Source organism: Pelovirga terrestris (assembly GCF_014773365.1).
In the GTDB taxonomy this organism is placed as follows: Bacteria; Desulfobacterota; Desulfuromonadia; order Desulfuromonadales; family Geopsychrobacteraceae; genus Pelovirga; species Pelovirga terrestris.
In genome coordinates this window covers 47,536-62,036 of sequence record NZ_JACWUN010000001.1, presented here as the reverse complement: position 1 = coordinate 62,036, position 14,501 = coordinate 47,536, and the positions used below count along the sequence as shown (strand labels likewise).

11 protein-coding genes and 1 other RNA gene are annotated in these 14,501 nt (G+C 52.3%); 1 reads left to right on the top strand and 11 read right to left on the bottom strand.

What is annotated here, in order from left to right:
- Positions 1-14: 14 nt before the first annotated feature.
- Positions 15-761: a hypothetical protein gene (locus ICT70_RS00300; protein WP_191153386.1), complete on the top strand. Its 747-nt coding sequence runs from the start codon at positions 15-17 to the stop codon at positions 759-761.
- A 37-nt stretch (positions 762-798) separates the two neighbouring features.
- Here ICT70_RS00300 and ssrA read toward each other — a convergent pair.
- From ssrA to tsaD, 11 genes are all read right to left on the bottom strand, one after another.
- Positions 799-1,155: a transfer-messenger RNA gene (gene ssrA / locus ICT70_RS00295) on the bottom strand.
- A gap of 249 nt (positions 1,156-1,404) precedes the next feature.
- On the bottom strand, positions 1,405-1,860 hold the full coding sequence (gene smpB / locus ICT70_RS00290) for an SsrA-binding protein SmpB (protein WP_191153385.1): 456 nt from the start codon (positions 1,858-1,860) through the stop codon (positions 1,405-1,407).
- A 16-nt stretch (positions 1,861-1,876) separates the two neighbouring features.
- A complete protein-coding gene (locus tag ICT70_RS00285; RefSeq protein ID WP_191153384.1) occupies positions 1,877-2,326 on the bottom strand; it encodes a SoxR reducing system RseC family protein in 450 nt (149 codons plus the stop codon).
- 2 nt (positions 2,327-2,328) lie between these two features.
- Positions 2,329-3,612, bottom strand: coding sequence for an amidohydrolase family protein (locus ICT70_RS00280; protein WP_191153383.1), 1,284 nt, complete (start codon positions 3,610-3,612; stop codon positions 2,329-2,331).
- Complete coding sequence (panP, locus tag ICT70_RS00275) at positions 3,612-5,261, bottom strand: pyridoxal-dependent aspartate 1-decarboxylase PanP (RefSeq protein WP_191153382.1); 1,650 nt, start codon at positions 5,259-5,261, stop codon at positions 3,612-3,614. The genes ICT70_RS00280 and panP overlap by 1 nt, the downstream gene beginning before the upstream one ends.
- Positions 5,258-6,109: a pantoate--beta-alanine ligase gene (panC, locus tag ICT70_RS00270; RefSeq protein ID WP_191153381.1), complete on the bottom strand. Its 852-nt coding sequence runs from the start codon at positions 6,107-6,109 to the stop codon at positions 5,258-5,260. Before panC ends, panP begins: the two co-directional genes overlap by 4 nt.
- Before the next feature lie 10 nt (positions 6,110-6,119).
- Complete coding sequence (gene panB, locus ICT70_RS00265) at positions 6,120-6,923, bottom strand: 3-methyl-2-oxobutanoate hydroxymethyltransferase (protein WP_191153627.1); 804 nt, start codon at positions 6,921-6,923, stop codon at positions 6,120-6,122.
- 361 nt (positions 6,924-7,284) lie between these two features.
- Positions 7,285-12,042 (bottom strand): NAD-glutamate dehydrogenase domain-containing protein, encoded by a 4,758-nt coding sequence (locus ICT70_RS00260; protein WP_191153380.1) that lies wholly within the window; start codon positions 12,040-12,042, stop codon positions 7,285-7,287.
- 108 nt (positions 12,043-12,150) lie between these two features.
- Positions 12,151-12,951, bottom strand: a complete 801-nt coding sequence (rsmA, locus tag ICT70_RS00255) for a 16S rRNA (adenine(1518)-N(6)/adenine(1519)-N(6))-dimethyltransferase RsmA (protein ID WP_191153379.1) — start codon at positions 12,949-12,951, stop codon at positions 12,151-12,153.
- Positions 12,948-13,478, bottom strand: a complete 531-nt coding sequence (locus ICT70_RS00250; protein ID WP_191153378.1) for a DUF2062 domain-containing protein — start codon at positions 13,476-13,478, stop codon at positions 12,948-12,950. The genes rsmA and ICT70_RS00250 overlap by 4 nt, the downstream gene beginning before the upstream one ends.
- Positions 13,475-14,488, bottom strand: coding sequence for a tRNA (adenosine(37)-N6)-threonylcarbamoyltransferase complex transferase subunit TsaD (gene tsaD, locus ICT70_RS00245; protein ID WP_191153377.1), 1,014 nt, complete (start codon positions 14,486-14,488; stop codon positions 13,475-13,477). Before tsaD ends, ICT70_RS00250 begins: the two co-directional genes overlap by 4 nt.
- Between the last annotated feature and the right edge of the window lie 13 nt (positions 14,489-14,501).

The following is a 14,501-nucleotide window of genomic DNA, read 5'->3' as shown; positions in this document are numbered from 1 at the left end:
ACCAAAGGCGTCCTATGAAAACTATCGCATTTCAGACTGAACTTCGTCCAGAACTTCCTGTTGTTTTCGGTGCAAAAGATTATCGTGAGTTTCGCGAGACGATCGAAGAGGTCGATCATTTTCTTACGGCTACGGGCATCGAACATCGTCTGCTCGTCGCCCATTTGACCTCTGCAGATGACGCTTACCCCGAAAACCACCGCCCTTCCGCTTATAAACGGTTACGCCAAGCGCTGCGTTACACCATTCTTCTGGCTCTGACCGGACTTTCACACCGCGCCCTCTCGCATCGCGTTGCAGATAGTGCCCTGTTTCAGTGGTTTACTCATACCTCTGAGGTCGACGGGGTGCGCCCTCTCTCCAAGAGCAGCATTGAGCGTTATGAAAAATATTTCTCCTGCGAAGAGATTTCAACACTGATTCACGATGGCAATAGGGCGGCCGCTGATCCCGTCAGGGCAAAGGAGTTGCTTTATGCGGATACCGCTCTGACGTTCGATGAGATCTTTGCGGATACGACCTGTGTGAAGAGCAATATCCATTTTCCGGTGGATTGGGTGTTGCTGCGCGATGCGACACGGACTCTCATCAAGGCGATTGCCCTGATTCGAGGCCAGGGGTTCACTTGTTCTTCTTCCACTGGTCATATAGTACCTCCCCTTAGACACAAACTTTATGAGCTGAGCTTGAGAGTTTGTGTCACAGTTTTGGGCGTACTATCAGTTTTAGAAGAGTTGAAAAGTCTTGTGATTGGTAAGTAACTGAAACCACAAAACTTAATGATTTCAGCTACTTAAATGGTGGAGGTGGCGGGAATCGAACCCGCGTCCGAAAGCTATCCGCGTAAGGCGTCTACATGCTTAGTCTGTAGTTTAAATTTAACCTTGATCAGGCTCCTACAGACAGGATACGGATCAGGCGAGTCTGCTTTTAGTCTCGTTTCGAAGCCACAGTCCTTCTTCAAAACCAGCCCGCTTCAATTAACGTCCCGACAGCCACACAGGCGATGGGTGACAGGACGTAGCAGCTATTAAGCTGCTAATGCGTAACTAACGTCAGAGTCTGCGTTTAGTTAAGTTGGGCTTTTTTACGGAGCCTGCCCACTCCGGCATGCGGCACTTCGTTTCCTTCCCCCGTCGAAACCTTGACACCCCCATTGATAAGGTTGTTTAACTTTGATGTAGTAATTATCGCAAAAATAGCGAAAAATAGCAAATCCATCCTGCTTGTTTTTTCCATCTAAACAAACGTTAGGACAATCCAAATCCAAATCCAAATCGCTATCGGGATCAAAATCGAAATCGAAACACATAACTCGCTAGTCAGAGAGGGTCAGGCTATCTACAACAGCAAAAACGCTCCCGATAGCGATTCGGAATTAAGAACCGGTCTAGCCATTCCTGGCTATCGAGTATGCTGTTTCACCGCCTTGGCCATCTCCCGGTCAGCTTCCTTGCGTTTTAACGTCTCACGCTTATCATGAAGTTTTTTCCCGCGCCCGAGGCCAATCTCCAATTTCACATAATTGTTTTTAAAATAAATTTTAGTCGGAATCAGGGCCAACCCTTTCTGCTCGGTCATGCGGATCAGCTTGTCAATTTCAGCGTGATGTAACAATAACTTGCGCATCCGGGTCGGATCATGATTTTCGCGGTTGCCATGGGTGTACTCGGCCACATTCATGTTGTTGATATAGACCTCGCCGTCCTTGATCCGGCAAAAGGCTTCTTTCAAATTGACCTTGCCGGCCCGAATCGACTTGACTTCCGTCCCGGTCAACACCAGACCGGCCTCAAACACATCACTGATATAGTAATCGTGATAGGCTTTTTTGTTGGTGGCGATAATTTTGATTCCCATGAGGACAAACGTTCCTTTACTGCTGTTTTTTCATCTCTACCGCGACGATGATCGGCATAAAAGCATCCCGCTTAAGACGTCGGGTCAAGTGATAAATCAAACCGAACACAATCGCCATGGTGATAATGGCAGATAGCGCCATCATTAATTCCGGATCTATGGTCAAAAACCCCACCGTACCAAGTTGATGACCAAAGCCGGCACCGCCCAGCAACCCCAATACCGGGAGGATATAGAGGATAAAAGAGGAACGCAAAAAGTTCCTGCTGCTGGTCGCCAACCTGACCCGGTCAGATTCCCTTGCATGCGCATCGTTGCGCGCTTCGACCTCACGCAGTTTTCCCTGACCAGAGCAACACACACTTACGGCCTGGCACGAAGCACAGGCTGTTTGTTTGTGACACTGCACCAGAGCGATACGCCCACCTTCACGCAACGCAATAACAGTTCCGAGCTCCTCAATCATGGCTACTTTACCCCGGAAAGCTGTGGAATTCCATCACGGTAGAGTTGCATTATATCATCCGTGGCAATCCCGGAGGTGAAATATTCATATACTTCTGCAGTTGCACCGGCAGGCGCACTGACAATCTGGAAGCTACTCCTTTTGCCCGCGCTCAAGCTACCGTAATCCTTGCCAACCCCAAGGGCATCGGCTCCCTGCTGAGTCGCCATGGAAAAGATGGTCGGCGCGTCGAGCTCTCCGGCAAACCAGTGAGCGGCAAAGTGCATTTCATCCCAGATTGACAGGCTATCATTGCTGGCCAGACTGTCGGTACCAAGAGCCAGATTAACACCCGCCTTGAGCAGAAGGCCGACCGGTGCTTTCCCAACTTTCAGACGTTCGTTACTGCGCGGACACAACGCCAGGGACATCCGGTTGCGCGCCAACAGAGAAATATCTCTGTCATCAAGATGAACACCGTGAACCAGCAGATTCTCCGGGAACAACCCTCCGAGTTTTTCAAGGTACGTTACCGGACGCAAGCCACTCGGTGGAGGAATAAATCCCTGCCAGTTGATGGCCTGATAAAAACGTTCGGCGATTGCCCCCCGACTGTCGCGGGTAAAAGTTACTTCTTCTTCTGATTCGGCAACATGGGTGCAGCAGCGCAGTCCGCGCCTTTTGCATAAATCGTAAATATGGCGCAAATAAACATTACTGATGGTGTAGGGAGAATGGGGGGAAATGCCGAGCATAGTCTCAGCTGCAAACGGCTCGTCGAGAACCTGGTGCAGAGATTTTTTCAGGCGACGTATCATCGCCGGATCTTGACCGAGGGTTTCAAGAAAAACAACGCCGGCCAGTGGTGCGCTCTGATAGGCGCTGCGAGCACTGTGATGAGCGAGGATATCTCCGACCACTCCGGTTCCGGCTCTGATCGATTGTTCCATGCCGTTAATAACCGCATGGCGATAATTGTCGGGATCGATCTTTTTTTTGACCTGGATCAGCTGAAGGATCCAGTCAACAAAGCTTTTGTGTTCATCCACCTGCCGCCCTTTTTTATTAGCCCAGTCAGGAAAATCGGTAAGCTCCAGATGGGTATGAGCATTGACCAACAGGGGAAGGATAACGGCATCGCCATAGTCTTTGACCACAACATCAGGATGGTTTTTTTTCAGGGAGGTCAAATCATCCACGGCGACGATCCGATCCCCACGACAGAGTAAGGCTCCCCCTTCGAACGGGGAGCGGTCAGCCGTCACCAGCAATTTGGCAGTGATAATCAGCTCTTGCTGCGGTTGCATCAGCAGCAGTTCGGTGCTGTCAACTGACAGATGTCGGTTATTGAAGAGAGTAGCTCTTGCAGGTCAGGGGAGGAAACAATGTCACGTTGTTCCGCCAGTACCGCTTCAAGGATGTCATCGGTGGCCAGGGGGTTAGCCAGCACGACACGAAAAACGGTAATCTGCTGCGTTCCATAAACCGGGCTACGCAAGCGGGTTCTGGAAACAAAGGTTTTGCCGGCTTCCCGTTGACGTTTTTGCACCTCGCGGGTCAGCTGGTCCAGCACATCATTAATATGTTGCCGACGTTGCGAGTCAAGGTTCGCCATCTGCTGCTGCAACCAGGCAGGGTGATAGCGGTAGGTAAGAATATTCAGTTCCGGTGCCGTGACCAACTCAAAATCAGGATGAGCAACAATCATTTCGGCGAAACGTCTGGCCCTTTCAATCCCCAAATCAATCAACAACTCGTAACCACGACGGCCGATAATCGATAACCCGGCGTGAACCAGCATCGCCTTGCCCGGTCGTGAGCCCTCAAGGGTGTGGCTGCCCAGGTCCTTGGACCCTTCACGCAGAATATAGTTGGCATGATGCTCAATAGCGGTCAGGGTGTGTGGATCCTTAAAGAGAACCATCCCCGCCCCCATCGGCACATAGAGCTGCTTGTGGGCATCAATGGTAACGGAATCGGCCCGCTCGATACCACGCAACAGATGGCGATGGGTATCGGAAAAAAGGGTTGGCCCACCCCAGGCCGCATCAACGTGAAAATGACATGCGACCTCGGCAGCAAAATCAGCCATTTCCACCAGCGGATCAATGTGCCCGGTCTCGGTAGTCCCGGCAATACCCACCAGTGCCAGAACGCGGATATTCTGCTGCTGCAGCCTGTTATATGCCTCACGCAGGGACGCCATATCGATCCGATTGTTAGCATCCGTATCGACAAGAATCAGTTGCTTGCGCCCAATACCCAGCAGATCGGCAGCTTTGCCAAGGGAATAATGACCTCGGCGTGACACCAGGATCGCCAGGCCGGCACAATTCAGGGAGTCAAGAGCTCGCGGCAGACCTTCGATGGCCAAGCCCGCGAAATCGTCCCGAGGCCCACAGAGGCGATTACGGGCAGCCCACAGGGCAGTGATATTGGCGATAGTGCCACCGGAGCAGAAGGCACCCAAGGCATGGCGGCTGTCGTGGATCCACTGCTGATAAAAGCTGTCCTCACCAGCATAAATCAACCGATGCAACATGGCTAACACCTGCCGCTCCATCGGAGTGAAGGCTTTGGAGGTTTCAACTTTGACCAGATTCTGATTCAGGGCCATCATGATGCGCGACAGGGGCAACATAAAATAGGGCAACGCCGAGGTCATGTGGCCGATAAAACCAGGGGCCGCCGTATGAACCGACTGGGCGACAAGCTTTTCCTTGACGAAGGTGGTGTATTCGGACACAAAGGTTGGCTCATCCGGGATCTGACTGTGAGAAAAATCCTTTTCGATATCCTCCAGGCTACGCTCCAGCGCAACCACGTGTTTCTGCAAAAAATCAGCAACATTTTTACTGATCGCCTGATCGATGGCCCCCAGGGTTGAATCGGGAGCTTCCGGCACGGTAAAGATCCGGTAGAGATTTTCGAGATTGGCCCTTGCAGTTTCAGTCATGACAGATCCATCAGGTAGCCGTTATCAATCAGACGCGTCCGGCCGACAAGGGCGGCGACAAGCAGCACCGAATCGCCATCTATCTGCTGCTGCGGCTCGAGGGTTGATTGATGACAGATGGCAACATAGTCGCTGCGAACTTGTGACTGGGCCCCCAGATGACAGGAAACAGCAGCGATGACTGTTGCGGCATCTGTCTGCCCCTGCTTGACCAGCTCCTGCGCCAGGGTTATTCCTTGCGACAGTGCCAGGGCCTGCTGACGTTGCTCAGGATCAAGATAGACATTGCGCGAGCTCAAAGCCAGACCGTCCGCTTCGCGGTAGATCGGCATACCGATAATCTCGATAGGAAGATTTAAATCCCGGGTCATGCGTTTGACCACCGCCAGTTGCTGAAAGTCTTTCGTACCGAACACGGCAACATGGGGCTGAACAATATTGAACAACTTGGTAACAACGGTGCAGACGCCACGAAAATGGGACGGGCGACTGGCGCCACAGAGCCCGGCAGTAATACCCGCGACATTGACCTCGGTCGCATAACCATGAGGATACATAGCAACTGCCGACGGCGCAAAGATCAGATCGACCCCGGCTTCCTGGGCCAGGGTACAGTCTTTTTGCAGATCACGCGGATAGTCTTCAAAGTCCTCCCCCTGGCCAAACTGGGTCGGATTGACAAAAATCGACAGCACCAGCAGATCGCCGCGGCGACGACCTTCCTCCAGCAGTGAACAATGCCCGGCGTGGAGGAACCCCATGGTGGGAACAAAGGCGATGGTTTTACCAGCAGCGCGTGCGCTCATCATACGCTGTTGCAGCAACTCTATGGATTCTACAATCTCCATCCCTTAACACCTATTTGAAGGAGTGATCATCAGTCGGAAATATCCCCTGCTTGACTTCCTGAATGTAATCCTCGATACCGCGCGAAATCACCGGGGCAACATCGGCATAACGCTTGACAAATTTGGGTGCATATTTGTCATACAGTCCCAGCAGATCATGAATCACCAGCACTTGGCCATCGCAGCCGATTCCCGCACCGATACCAATCGTTGGAATGGTCAACAGGCGGGTAATTTCACGCGCCAGCGGCGCCGGAATGCCCTCCAGCACCAGGGCAAAAGCTCCCGCTTCCTCCACCGCGCGGGCGTCAGCAATCAGCTGCTGGGCCTGGTCATCGGCCCGCCCCTGGACGCGAAATCCACCCATGCGATGAATCGACTGTGGGGTCAGGCCAATATGACCAACCACCGGGATGTCAATATCGACCAAAGCGCGAATGGTGGCGGCCATTGGTACACCGCCCTCGAGTTTGACCGCCTGCGCCCCACCCTCCTTAATCAAACGGCCGGCATTAATACGGGCGTCGCGAATGTCACTCTGATAGGACATGAAAGGCATATCGGTGACCACCAGCGCCTGTCGGCTACCACGCATGACGGCCCTGGTATGGTAGATCATTTCATCCATGGTGACCGGCAGGGTATTATCATAGCCGGACACCACCGAACCAACCGAATCGCCGACCAGAATAACATCAATGCCCGCTTCGTCCATCAAACGAGCAAAAGGGTAATCATAGGCAGTCAGGACCGCGATCTTGCTCTTGTCCTGTTTCATCCGGGCAATATCAAGGATGGTTTTTCTTTTTTGCACCATAATGGATCCTGTGTTTCCAACAAAAAAGCCCTCCGTCGTAACGAAAGGCAACAGTCGAAGCACCAGACTTCGCTTAAAAGAATACCGTTTCGTCCCGGTCTTGATGATCCAGGCGATATGTGTTCGGTTAAACGACCGGGCATGACTCCGGCACACGTTCCGGGTCGCCAGGTTAATTTTTTTGCCAAAACCTCAAACAATGGCTATTAAGATAAATACCACACCACCAATTGCGCTGCCAACCATAGGAACAAAACCGCCCCGGATATACCACAGAGGGGAAAAAGCTGTCCACCATCTTTTCCCCTCTGTACCGCCCAGACCACCATCTGACCACCAATCATCTGATGGTGTTTCTTCAGGATTTAACCAGCCCCTCCAGATGATGCAGCAGCACCGAAAATGGATGAAAGTTCTGCGGTTCTTCAGCAATCAACGATTGGCGTGCGTTGTCAAGGAAGCGTATTTTTGCCCGTCGCCGGCTGAAAAAGGCCTCCGGTTGGTCTGCTGATTGCGTCGCCACCTGGTCCACCAGGTTGACATTGACAGCGTGAAGACTGCTGATCAAAGACTCACGGGCCTGACGATCCCAACTGTCACGAACCGGCACTTTCGCCAGTTGACCCAGGAGCACATCAATTTTAACCTGCTGATCCACCAGCACCTTGATCTGAGCCAGAGTTTCCAGACTCTGCCCGGAGCTGTCAGCCATACACAAGAGTGGGAGAAAGTCGACGAGGCTGTCCAACACCGAAAATTTATAAGCAATGTCCGGATTCAACCCCTCATTTTGCAAAGTGCTTTTACCTTGACGACATTCCTGCCAGGCATTGGCCGGCAGCACCTTGGGCAACAGTCCTGCGTAATCATGAAGCTGGGCGCTGATCCGTTCAAGGTCAGCGGTGGTCGCCGGAATCGCCATGCCGTTACCAAGAGCATACACACAAAAAGTGGCCAAAATATTCTCAAGGAGCAGCAATAACTCATATTGACGCGCAGCCGCCATCCGGTTATCCAGTGAATACACCGCATGGCGTAGTTCCGAGCCACTAAGCAGACTGTCAAAAATCAGATAAGCGTTAGCGACACTGACTTGCGAACGCCCGGTCAAACGGCTGGCGGTCTGCAAAAATGCACTTCCGGCCTGGTCAATGACGCGGTTGGTGAGCATCGTCGCAGTAATTTCTCGCGCCAGAGGGTGACGGGGGACCTGTTCGGCATAACGCTCGCCAATTTCTGCCGGAAAATAATCAAAAAGCAGCTGCTTGACGACCTTATTGTCGGGCAGTTCGGCGTCGAGTAATCCGCGATACAGAAACATCTTGCTATAGGCCAGCAGCACTGCCAGTTCCGGACGAGTCAGGCGATTGGGTTGGCGCAGTGCCACTTCTTTGCGGCTCGGCAACCCCTCTCCGCGACGATCAAGCAGCCCGGCGCGACTTAGGCGATCGATCAGGTCCAGATGCGGTTCCACATCCTTTTCGATGCGTAATTCATCCAGCGAAATAGACAAGGTCTGGGTGTAGTTGTTCGCCAGCACATCCTTGCAAACGGTCTCTTCAATCTCCTCAAGTAAAGCGTAGCCGGCCTGAAGTGATTTAACTTTCTTTTCCTGGCGCAACAGACGTAACAGGATCTTCAGATTAACCTCGTGATCGGAGCTGTCGACACCGCCTGAGTTGTCGATGGCATCGGTATTTACCCGCCCACCATTCAAGGCAAATTCAATGCGGCCGGCCTGGGTCAAGCCGAGGTTCCCCCCCTCACCTATCACCTTGGCACGCACCTCAATACCATCGGCGCGCAATCCGTCATTGGCCCGATCACCAGCCTCTTCATGGTTCTGGGTTGAGGCCTTGATATAGGTACCGATACCGCCATTCCACAACAGATCAACCGGCGCAGTGAGCAGCAACTTAATCAGGCCGGGCACATCAATACTGCTCTGACGCACACCAAGCCACTTGGCAACCTGCGGCGTCAAAGGAATCTCCTTGAGCTGGCGTGAATAAATGCCGCCACCGGCAGAGATCAGTTCACTGTTGTAATCTTCCCAGGTTGAACGCGGCACATTGAACAGGCGCTGACGCTCCTGCCAGGAGGTTTCCGGATCAGGATCAGGGTCAAGGAAAATATGGCGGTGATCAAAAGCCGCCAACAGGCGGATTTTTTTCGACAGCAGCATACCATTGCCGAACACGTCGCCACTCATGTCGCCGATACCGACCACGGTAAAGGGCTCAGTTTGAATATCGTGCCCCATCTCCCGGAACAGACGTTTAACGCTCTCCCAGGCTCCACGAGCGGTAATTCCCAGTTTTTTGTGGTCATAACCATGAGAACCACCACTAGCAAAGGCATCGCCCAACCAGAAGTTGTAGGATTCACTGATCGCGTTAGCGACATCGGAAAGATGAGCCGTGCCCTTATCGGCCGCAACGACCAGATAGGGATCCTGGTCATCATGGGCAATCACCCCGGCAGGACGGACGATATCGTTACCAACCCGGTTGTCAGTGATATCCAACAGGCCGCGCATAAAGGTCTGATAGGCCTCCTTGACGATCTTCCCCAGCTGCTCGCGATCGGCACTGCTACGTTTGGTGACAAATCCCCCCTTGGAACCTTCCGGCACGATCACGGCGTTTTTGGTCATCTGAGCTTTGACCAGTCCCAACACTTCGGTTCTGAAATCATCGGGCCGATCGGACCAGCGGATGCCGCCACGAGCAACCTTGCCACCACGCAGATGGACCCCTTCTATCTGCGCCGAATGGACGTAGACTTCATAGAGCGGGCGCGGTGCAGGCATATCGATGACACCCAGAGAACTGATTTTGAGGGAAATAAAGTAATCATCCTTGTCGCAGCGGACAAAAAAGTTGGTACGAATAGTGGAGTCAATCAGATTAAACAGGGTGCGCAGGATCTTGTCCTCATTGGGGTTGGTGACATTTTCCAGCACCTTGACCAACTCCTGCCGCACCGGCGAGAGCACCTCCAACTCACGCACCATCGGATCGTCCCACTCTGGTGCCGGCTTGAAACGCCCTTCAAAATAACGATACAACAACTGTGTAGCGGCAATATTATTGGTCAGGGTTTCAGCGACCCGTTTTTTGGAGAAAGGACTTCCTAGCTGCAGATAGTAATTACGATAGGCACGAAAGACATCGATCTGGCGCCATGAGAGTCCGGTTGGCAACAACAGCTGGTGGAGATAATCATTCTCCACCTCATTATTGTTCAGAGCGCGCAGGGTCTCGATCAACGGTGTTTTAACCTGTGCCATGGGCAAACTTTTGGCGGCGTCTGCGCGCACGGAAAAACTTTTGATATAGACCGGTTGATCGTTGATGACCAGATCGGAATCAACCTGGTGCAGTACATACAGATTGAGATTCTGCAGATAAGGCATCAGATCGTTCAGGTAGCTGCGGTTCAAACTATAATACTGCAACCGATAATAATCGCGTTTACCATGGAACGGGCCCCATAGATCAAAAACATCCTGCTGAAAATGCAGGAGCTTTTCAATGTTACGTAAATCCCGGATAGCAAAACGCGGCTCATTGCGGGCACGATATTCCTTATCAAAGGCCTTAATGTAGGTATCCCAGGTGGCATAGGATTCACTGCTGAAGTTCTTCTCCAGCAAGGTACGAAAACGCAGCTTCCACGGCATGGTCAGGCGGGTCAATCCCTGTTCCAGCTTGAGCAGATCAACCTGTACCTCTTTATGGCGCAACTGCAGATTAACATGCAGGGTCAAATAATCCGAAGCGGCATGGATGAGGCGAATATCGACGCTGACGGCCTTGAAATAGCGGCGCAGATACGCCTCAAGACGCTCAATATGCTCAGGCAGATAATACTCGTTCGGCATGATCAGCAGCAGCGTCAACCCCTGCTCGGCGGTTGTCGGCGCGATTACCACCTTGACGCCGGCCTGGCGGTGCATCTGGATGAAGGAGCGCAACATGCGCCGCAATTCATCCTCTTCCATCAGAAAAAGTTCAATTTTGGGGAAGCTGTTGATGATCTGGACCGTCTTGCGATAGTTGTGACTATCACGAACAATGTTCAACTGCTGTTGGGCCTTTTCGATCCGCTGACGCAGGGCCGGAATCATAAAACTGTTTTCATCAATGCTTTTTTGGGTATAAAAACCGAAGAAACAGTGTTCACGGTAGCCACCCTTGATCTTTTCGCGAAAACCAAGATAAGTCAGACGCTCAAAACGGTGTAGCGGACAACGCAATTCAGTTCGTTCAACATCGACCATTTTCCCATGGCCAAGCAGTGAAAAGGCCTTCTCCATACTCAGGGTGAACGGCTTATCAGCCTTGTGGAAAGGCTGGAGATAAAATTCCCTCAATCCCAGGGCCTTACTGTCCTCTTCTTTAAAACCATTGATATCGTCACCTGAAGCATAAGTAAAATTACGCGTGGCCACGGGGATAAAGTTTTCCTGCTTCAACCATTCAAAAAGGGCCTGATGGCCCGCAAACTCTTTTATTTTCAGTAGTTCATCGAATTTTTTCAGCATCGCCGGACGATCGCGGTAGATGGTCAGGGCCGCTGAAATAATGGTTTTGAGCGCCGCTTCAATCTCCTCAACCTGCCCTTCTGCAAGACGCTCAAACTCCATCCAGACAAAGGACTCACGTGGCAGGTCACCGGATGCGTTGGTGAGACTTTCAATTTTTCCATCTTTTCTCGTTACCGACAGAATGGGATGACAGACCACGTGAAATTGCAGGGCCCTGCGGTGCAGGAACTCCTGCAACGAGAAAAAGATATGATTGGCGTCAGGGGAGTTGGTGAACAGACGATATTTTCCGGAATCTTTCAGGGGAAACAGTTTCGCCCTGACCTCATGATCCTGAGTAAAGAGAAAGCGTCCAGCCTCGATCAATTGTTGGGTCAACTCGGCAAAACTCAACTGAGCCAGTAAATGTTCGGGAATCTCAGTGCGCAAGATCTGAGCTAAAGTCACAAAGGTATCAAGATTTCTTTTTTGCCCCTGCCGCTGCAACTCCTTCTTAATCGCATCCGGTTCAAACAGCCGTTCATTTTCTTCTATTGATCCGCTACTTAGAACCGTTACTTTCATTACCGACTCCTTTGTTGGTGGGTGAAATGAGCTCTGATTAAAAATAATACCATGTTGACCTGAAAAATATAGAATAGTCGCCGCCGAGGGGCAAGGCGCCTGCGGCATTTACGCGACTGCTTCAATCGCCAGAAACGCCCTGGTTAACGCTGAAAATTGTGGCAGACTCAGGGTTTCACCCCGACAGCCGGGATCAATCTGAGCCCGGGTTAGCGCCGCATCGATAGCTGTGGCGTTGATCCCACTGGCCAGCAGACTGTTCCGCAGGGTTTTACGGCGCTGGGTAAAGGCCCCCTTCACCAGTTTTTTAAACAGGAACTCATCACCCGGATCCACCCGAGGTTCTGCCCGCGGGATAAAAGTGAGCACCAGGGAATCAACCTTGGGTGGGGGATTAAAGGCGCCGGGCTTGACCAGCACGACCTTGTTTATATCATACCAGAGTTGGCACAGTACCGAGAGAATACCGTAATCTTTGGTGCCGGGCCGGGCCATCAGACGTTCACCCACCTCACGCTGGAACATCAGGACCATTCGCGCAAACAGGTGGCGATGGTCCAACAGCTTGAACAGAATCTGACTGGAGATGTTATAAGGCAGATTGGCAACCAGGGTATAGGGCGGTTGAATCAACAGATCGGGCCAGGGCAGCTTAAGAACGTCACCTTCATGGATGATCAGATGCTCGTCCTGACGTTGGTGCAGCAGGGCAATCAGGTCACGATCGATTTCGATTACGTCAACCCGGCCCACCTTGTCCAGCAGTTGGTCGGTAAGCACCCCCAGACCGGGACCGATTTCGACAACCCGCTGTTGTTGTTCGAGACGGGCGGCACCAATAATCTTGTCAATCACGCCGGGATCATGAAGAAAATGCTGGCCGAAACGTTTTTTGGTCTGATAACTCATGGCTTCTCGTTCTTGCTGTCGCTGGGTAACAGTTTGCGCAAGGACTTGGGCCAGCGTGGTATCCGGTATTGGCGCAACCAGGGAATAAAGCGCAGGGTCAGGGCATAACTGATGAGGGCCATCGGCAAGCCAAGGACGACAGAACCAAGTCCTAACGGCAAACCTAACTGCAACGCCGTGTTCCAGGTTAATTCACGGCTGAACACTGCAATACCAATGGGTGGCATTCCCATCAGCATACGACCGATTTCATATTCAAGGGCATAGATAATGGGAGCAGTCAGCGGATTGGTAACCCAGACGCCAACGAAGGTGGCAATCTTGTTCTGCTGCAGAACAAAGGCGAACAACAGGGCAATCAGGATATGAAAACCAAAAAACGGGGTGAAACCGATAAAAACACCGAGAGCCATCCCCCGGGCTACGGCATCCGGGGAAGATTTAATGCGTGCCAGGCGGATCAAATGAAGTTTGAACTGGCGAAAAAAGCCGAAACGCTGCCAGCGATTGACAGAAGGCTCGTTCAAAGGGAGACCTGCTCCAGAGGCCAACTCGACACCGCATTAAGATCAAACCCAGAACGCTTGCCGTGGCTTAGATAATAGTCGGCAGCCACCGCTATCATCGCAGCGTTGTCAGCACACAACAGAGGTTTGGGGAAATAAACCTGGATCCCGGATCCTGCAGTCAAATCAGCAAAACGTTGCCGCAAGCCTGAGTTACAGGCAACCCCGCCGGCAACAACAATCCGCTCCAGCTCTTCGCGCTGCGCCGCGCGTAACGTTTTGGCCGTGAGCACATCGACCGCAGCCTGTTGAAAGGCACTGGCAACCTGCCCCACCTGCTGTTCACTCAGCGGTTGCGGCAACCCCTGGATATAACTCAGTACAGCGGTTTTCAGACCAGAAAAACTGAAGTCGTGATTGGTTCGATTGAGCAAGGGGCGAGGAAATTTAATCTCACCGCTATCGTACCTGACGGCCAGTTTATCGATCAGCGGCCCCCCGGGGTAACCAAGTCCAAGCATCTTGGCTACCTTATCAAAGGCTTCACCGGCTGCATCATCGATGGTACGTCCGAGCAAACGGTAAGAACCGATACCATCGACCCGATACAGGTGGGTATGGCCACCGGAAACTGCCGCGCCCAGAAACGGATAAGCAACCTCCTGTTCAAGGCGAATCGCCTGGATGTGTGCCTCGATATGGTGCACCCCGATAAAGGGGATATTCAGGGCATAGGCAAAAGCCTTGGCAAAGGACACACCGACCAGCAGGGCACCGGTCAAACCGGGGCCACTGGTCACTGCGACCCCCTCAAGATCACCGGCGGTTATACCGGCACGTTGCAGGGCTTCATCAACCAGAGGATTGATCACTTCCAGATGGCGGCGCGAGGCCAGTTCGGGTACCACACCACCATAGACTGCATGCAGATCAATCTGCGATGAGATAATATTCGACAGCACCTCACGGCCATCTCGGACCACGGCGGCGGCCGTCTCATCACAGGAACTTTCCAAAGCCAGAAGCAACATCACAAGTCCCTAT

Coding starts and splice junctions, on each gene's coding strand:
- ICT70_RS00300 (WP_191153386.1), top strand. CDS start 15: ATGAAAACTATCGCATTTCAGACTGAACTTCGTCCAGAACTTCCTGTT.
- smpB (WP_191153385.1), bottom strand. CDS start 1,860: ATGGGAATCAAAATTATCGCCACCAACAAAAAAGCCTATCACGATTAC.
- ICT70_RS00285 (WP_191153384.1), bottom strand. CDS start 2,326: ATGATTGAGGAGCTCGGAACTGTTATTGCGTTGCGTGAAGGTGGGCGT.
- ICT70_RS00280 (WP_191153383.1), bottom strand. CDS start 3,612: ATGCAACCGCAGCAAGAGCTGATTATCACTGCCAAATTGCTGGTGACG.
- panP (WP_191153382.1), bottom strand. CDS start 5,261: ATGACTGAAACTGCAAGGGCCAATCTCGAAAATCTCTACCGGATCTTT.
- panC (WP_191153381.1), bottom strand. CDS start 6,109: ATGGAGATTGTAGAATCCATAGAGTTGCTGCAACAGCGTATGATGAGC.
- ICT70_RS00260 (WP_191153380.1), bottom strand. CDS start 12,042: ATGAAAGTAACGGTTCTAAGTAGCGGATCAATAGAAGAAAATGAACGG.
- rsmA (WP_191153379.1), bottom strand. CDS start 12,951: ATGAGTTATCAGACCAAAAAACGTTTCGGCCAGCATTTTCTTCATGAT.
- tsaD (WP_191153377.1), bottom strand. CDS start 14,488: ATGTTGCTTCTGGCTTTGGAAAGTTCCTGTGATGAGACGGCCGCCGCC.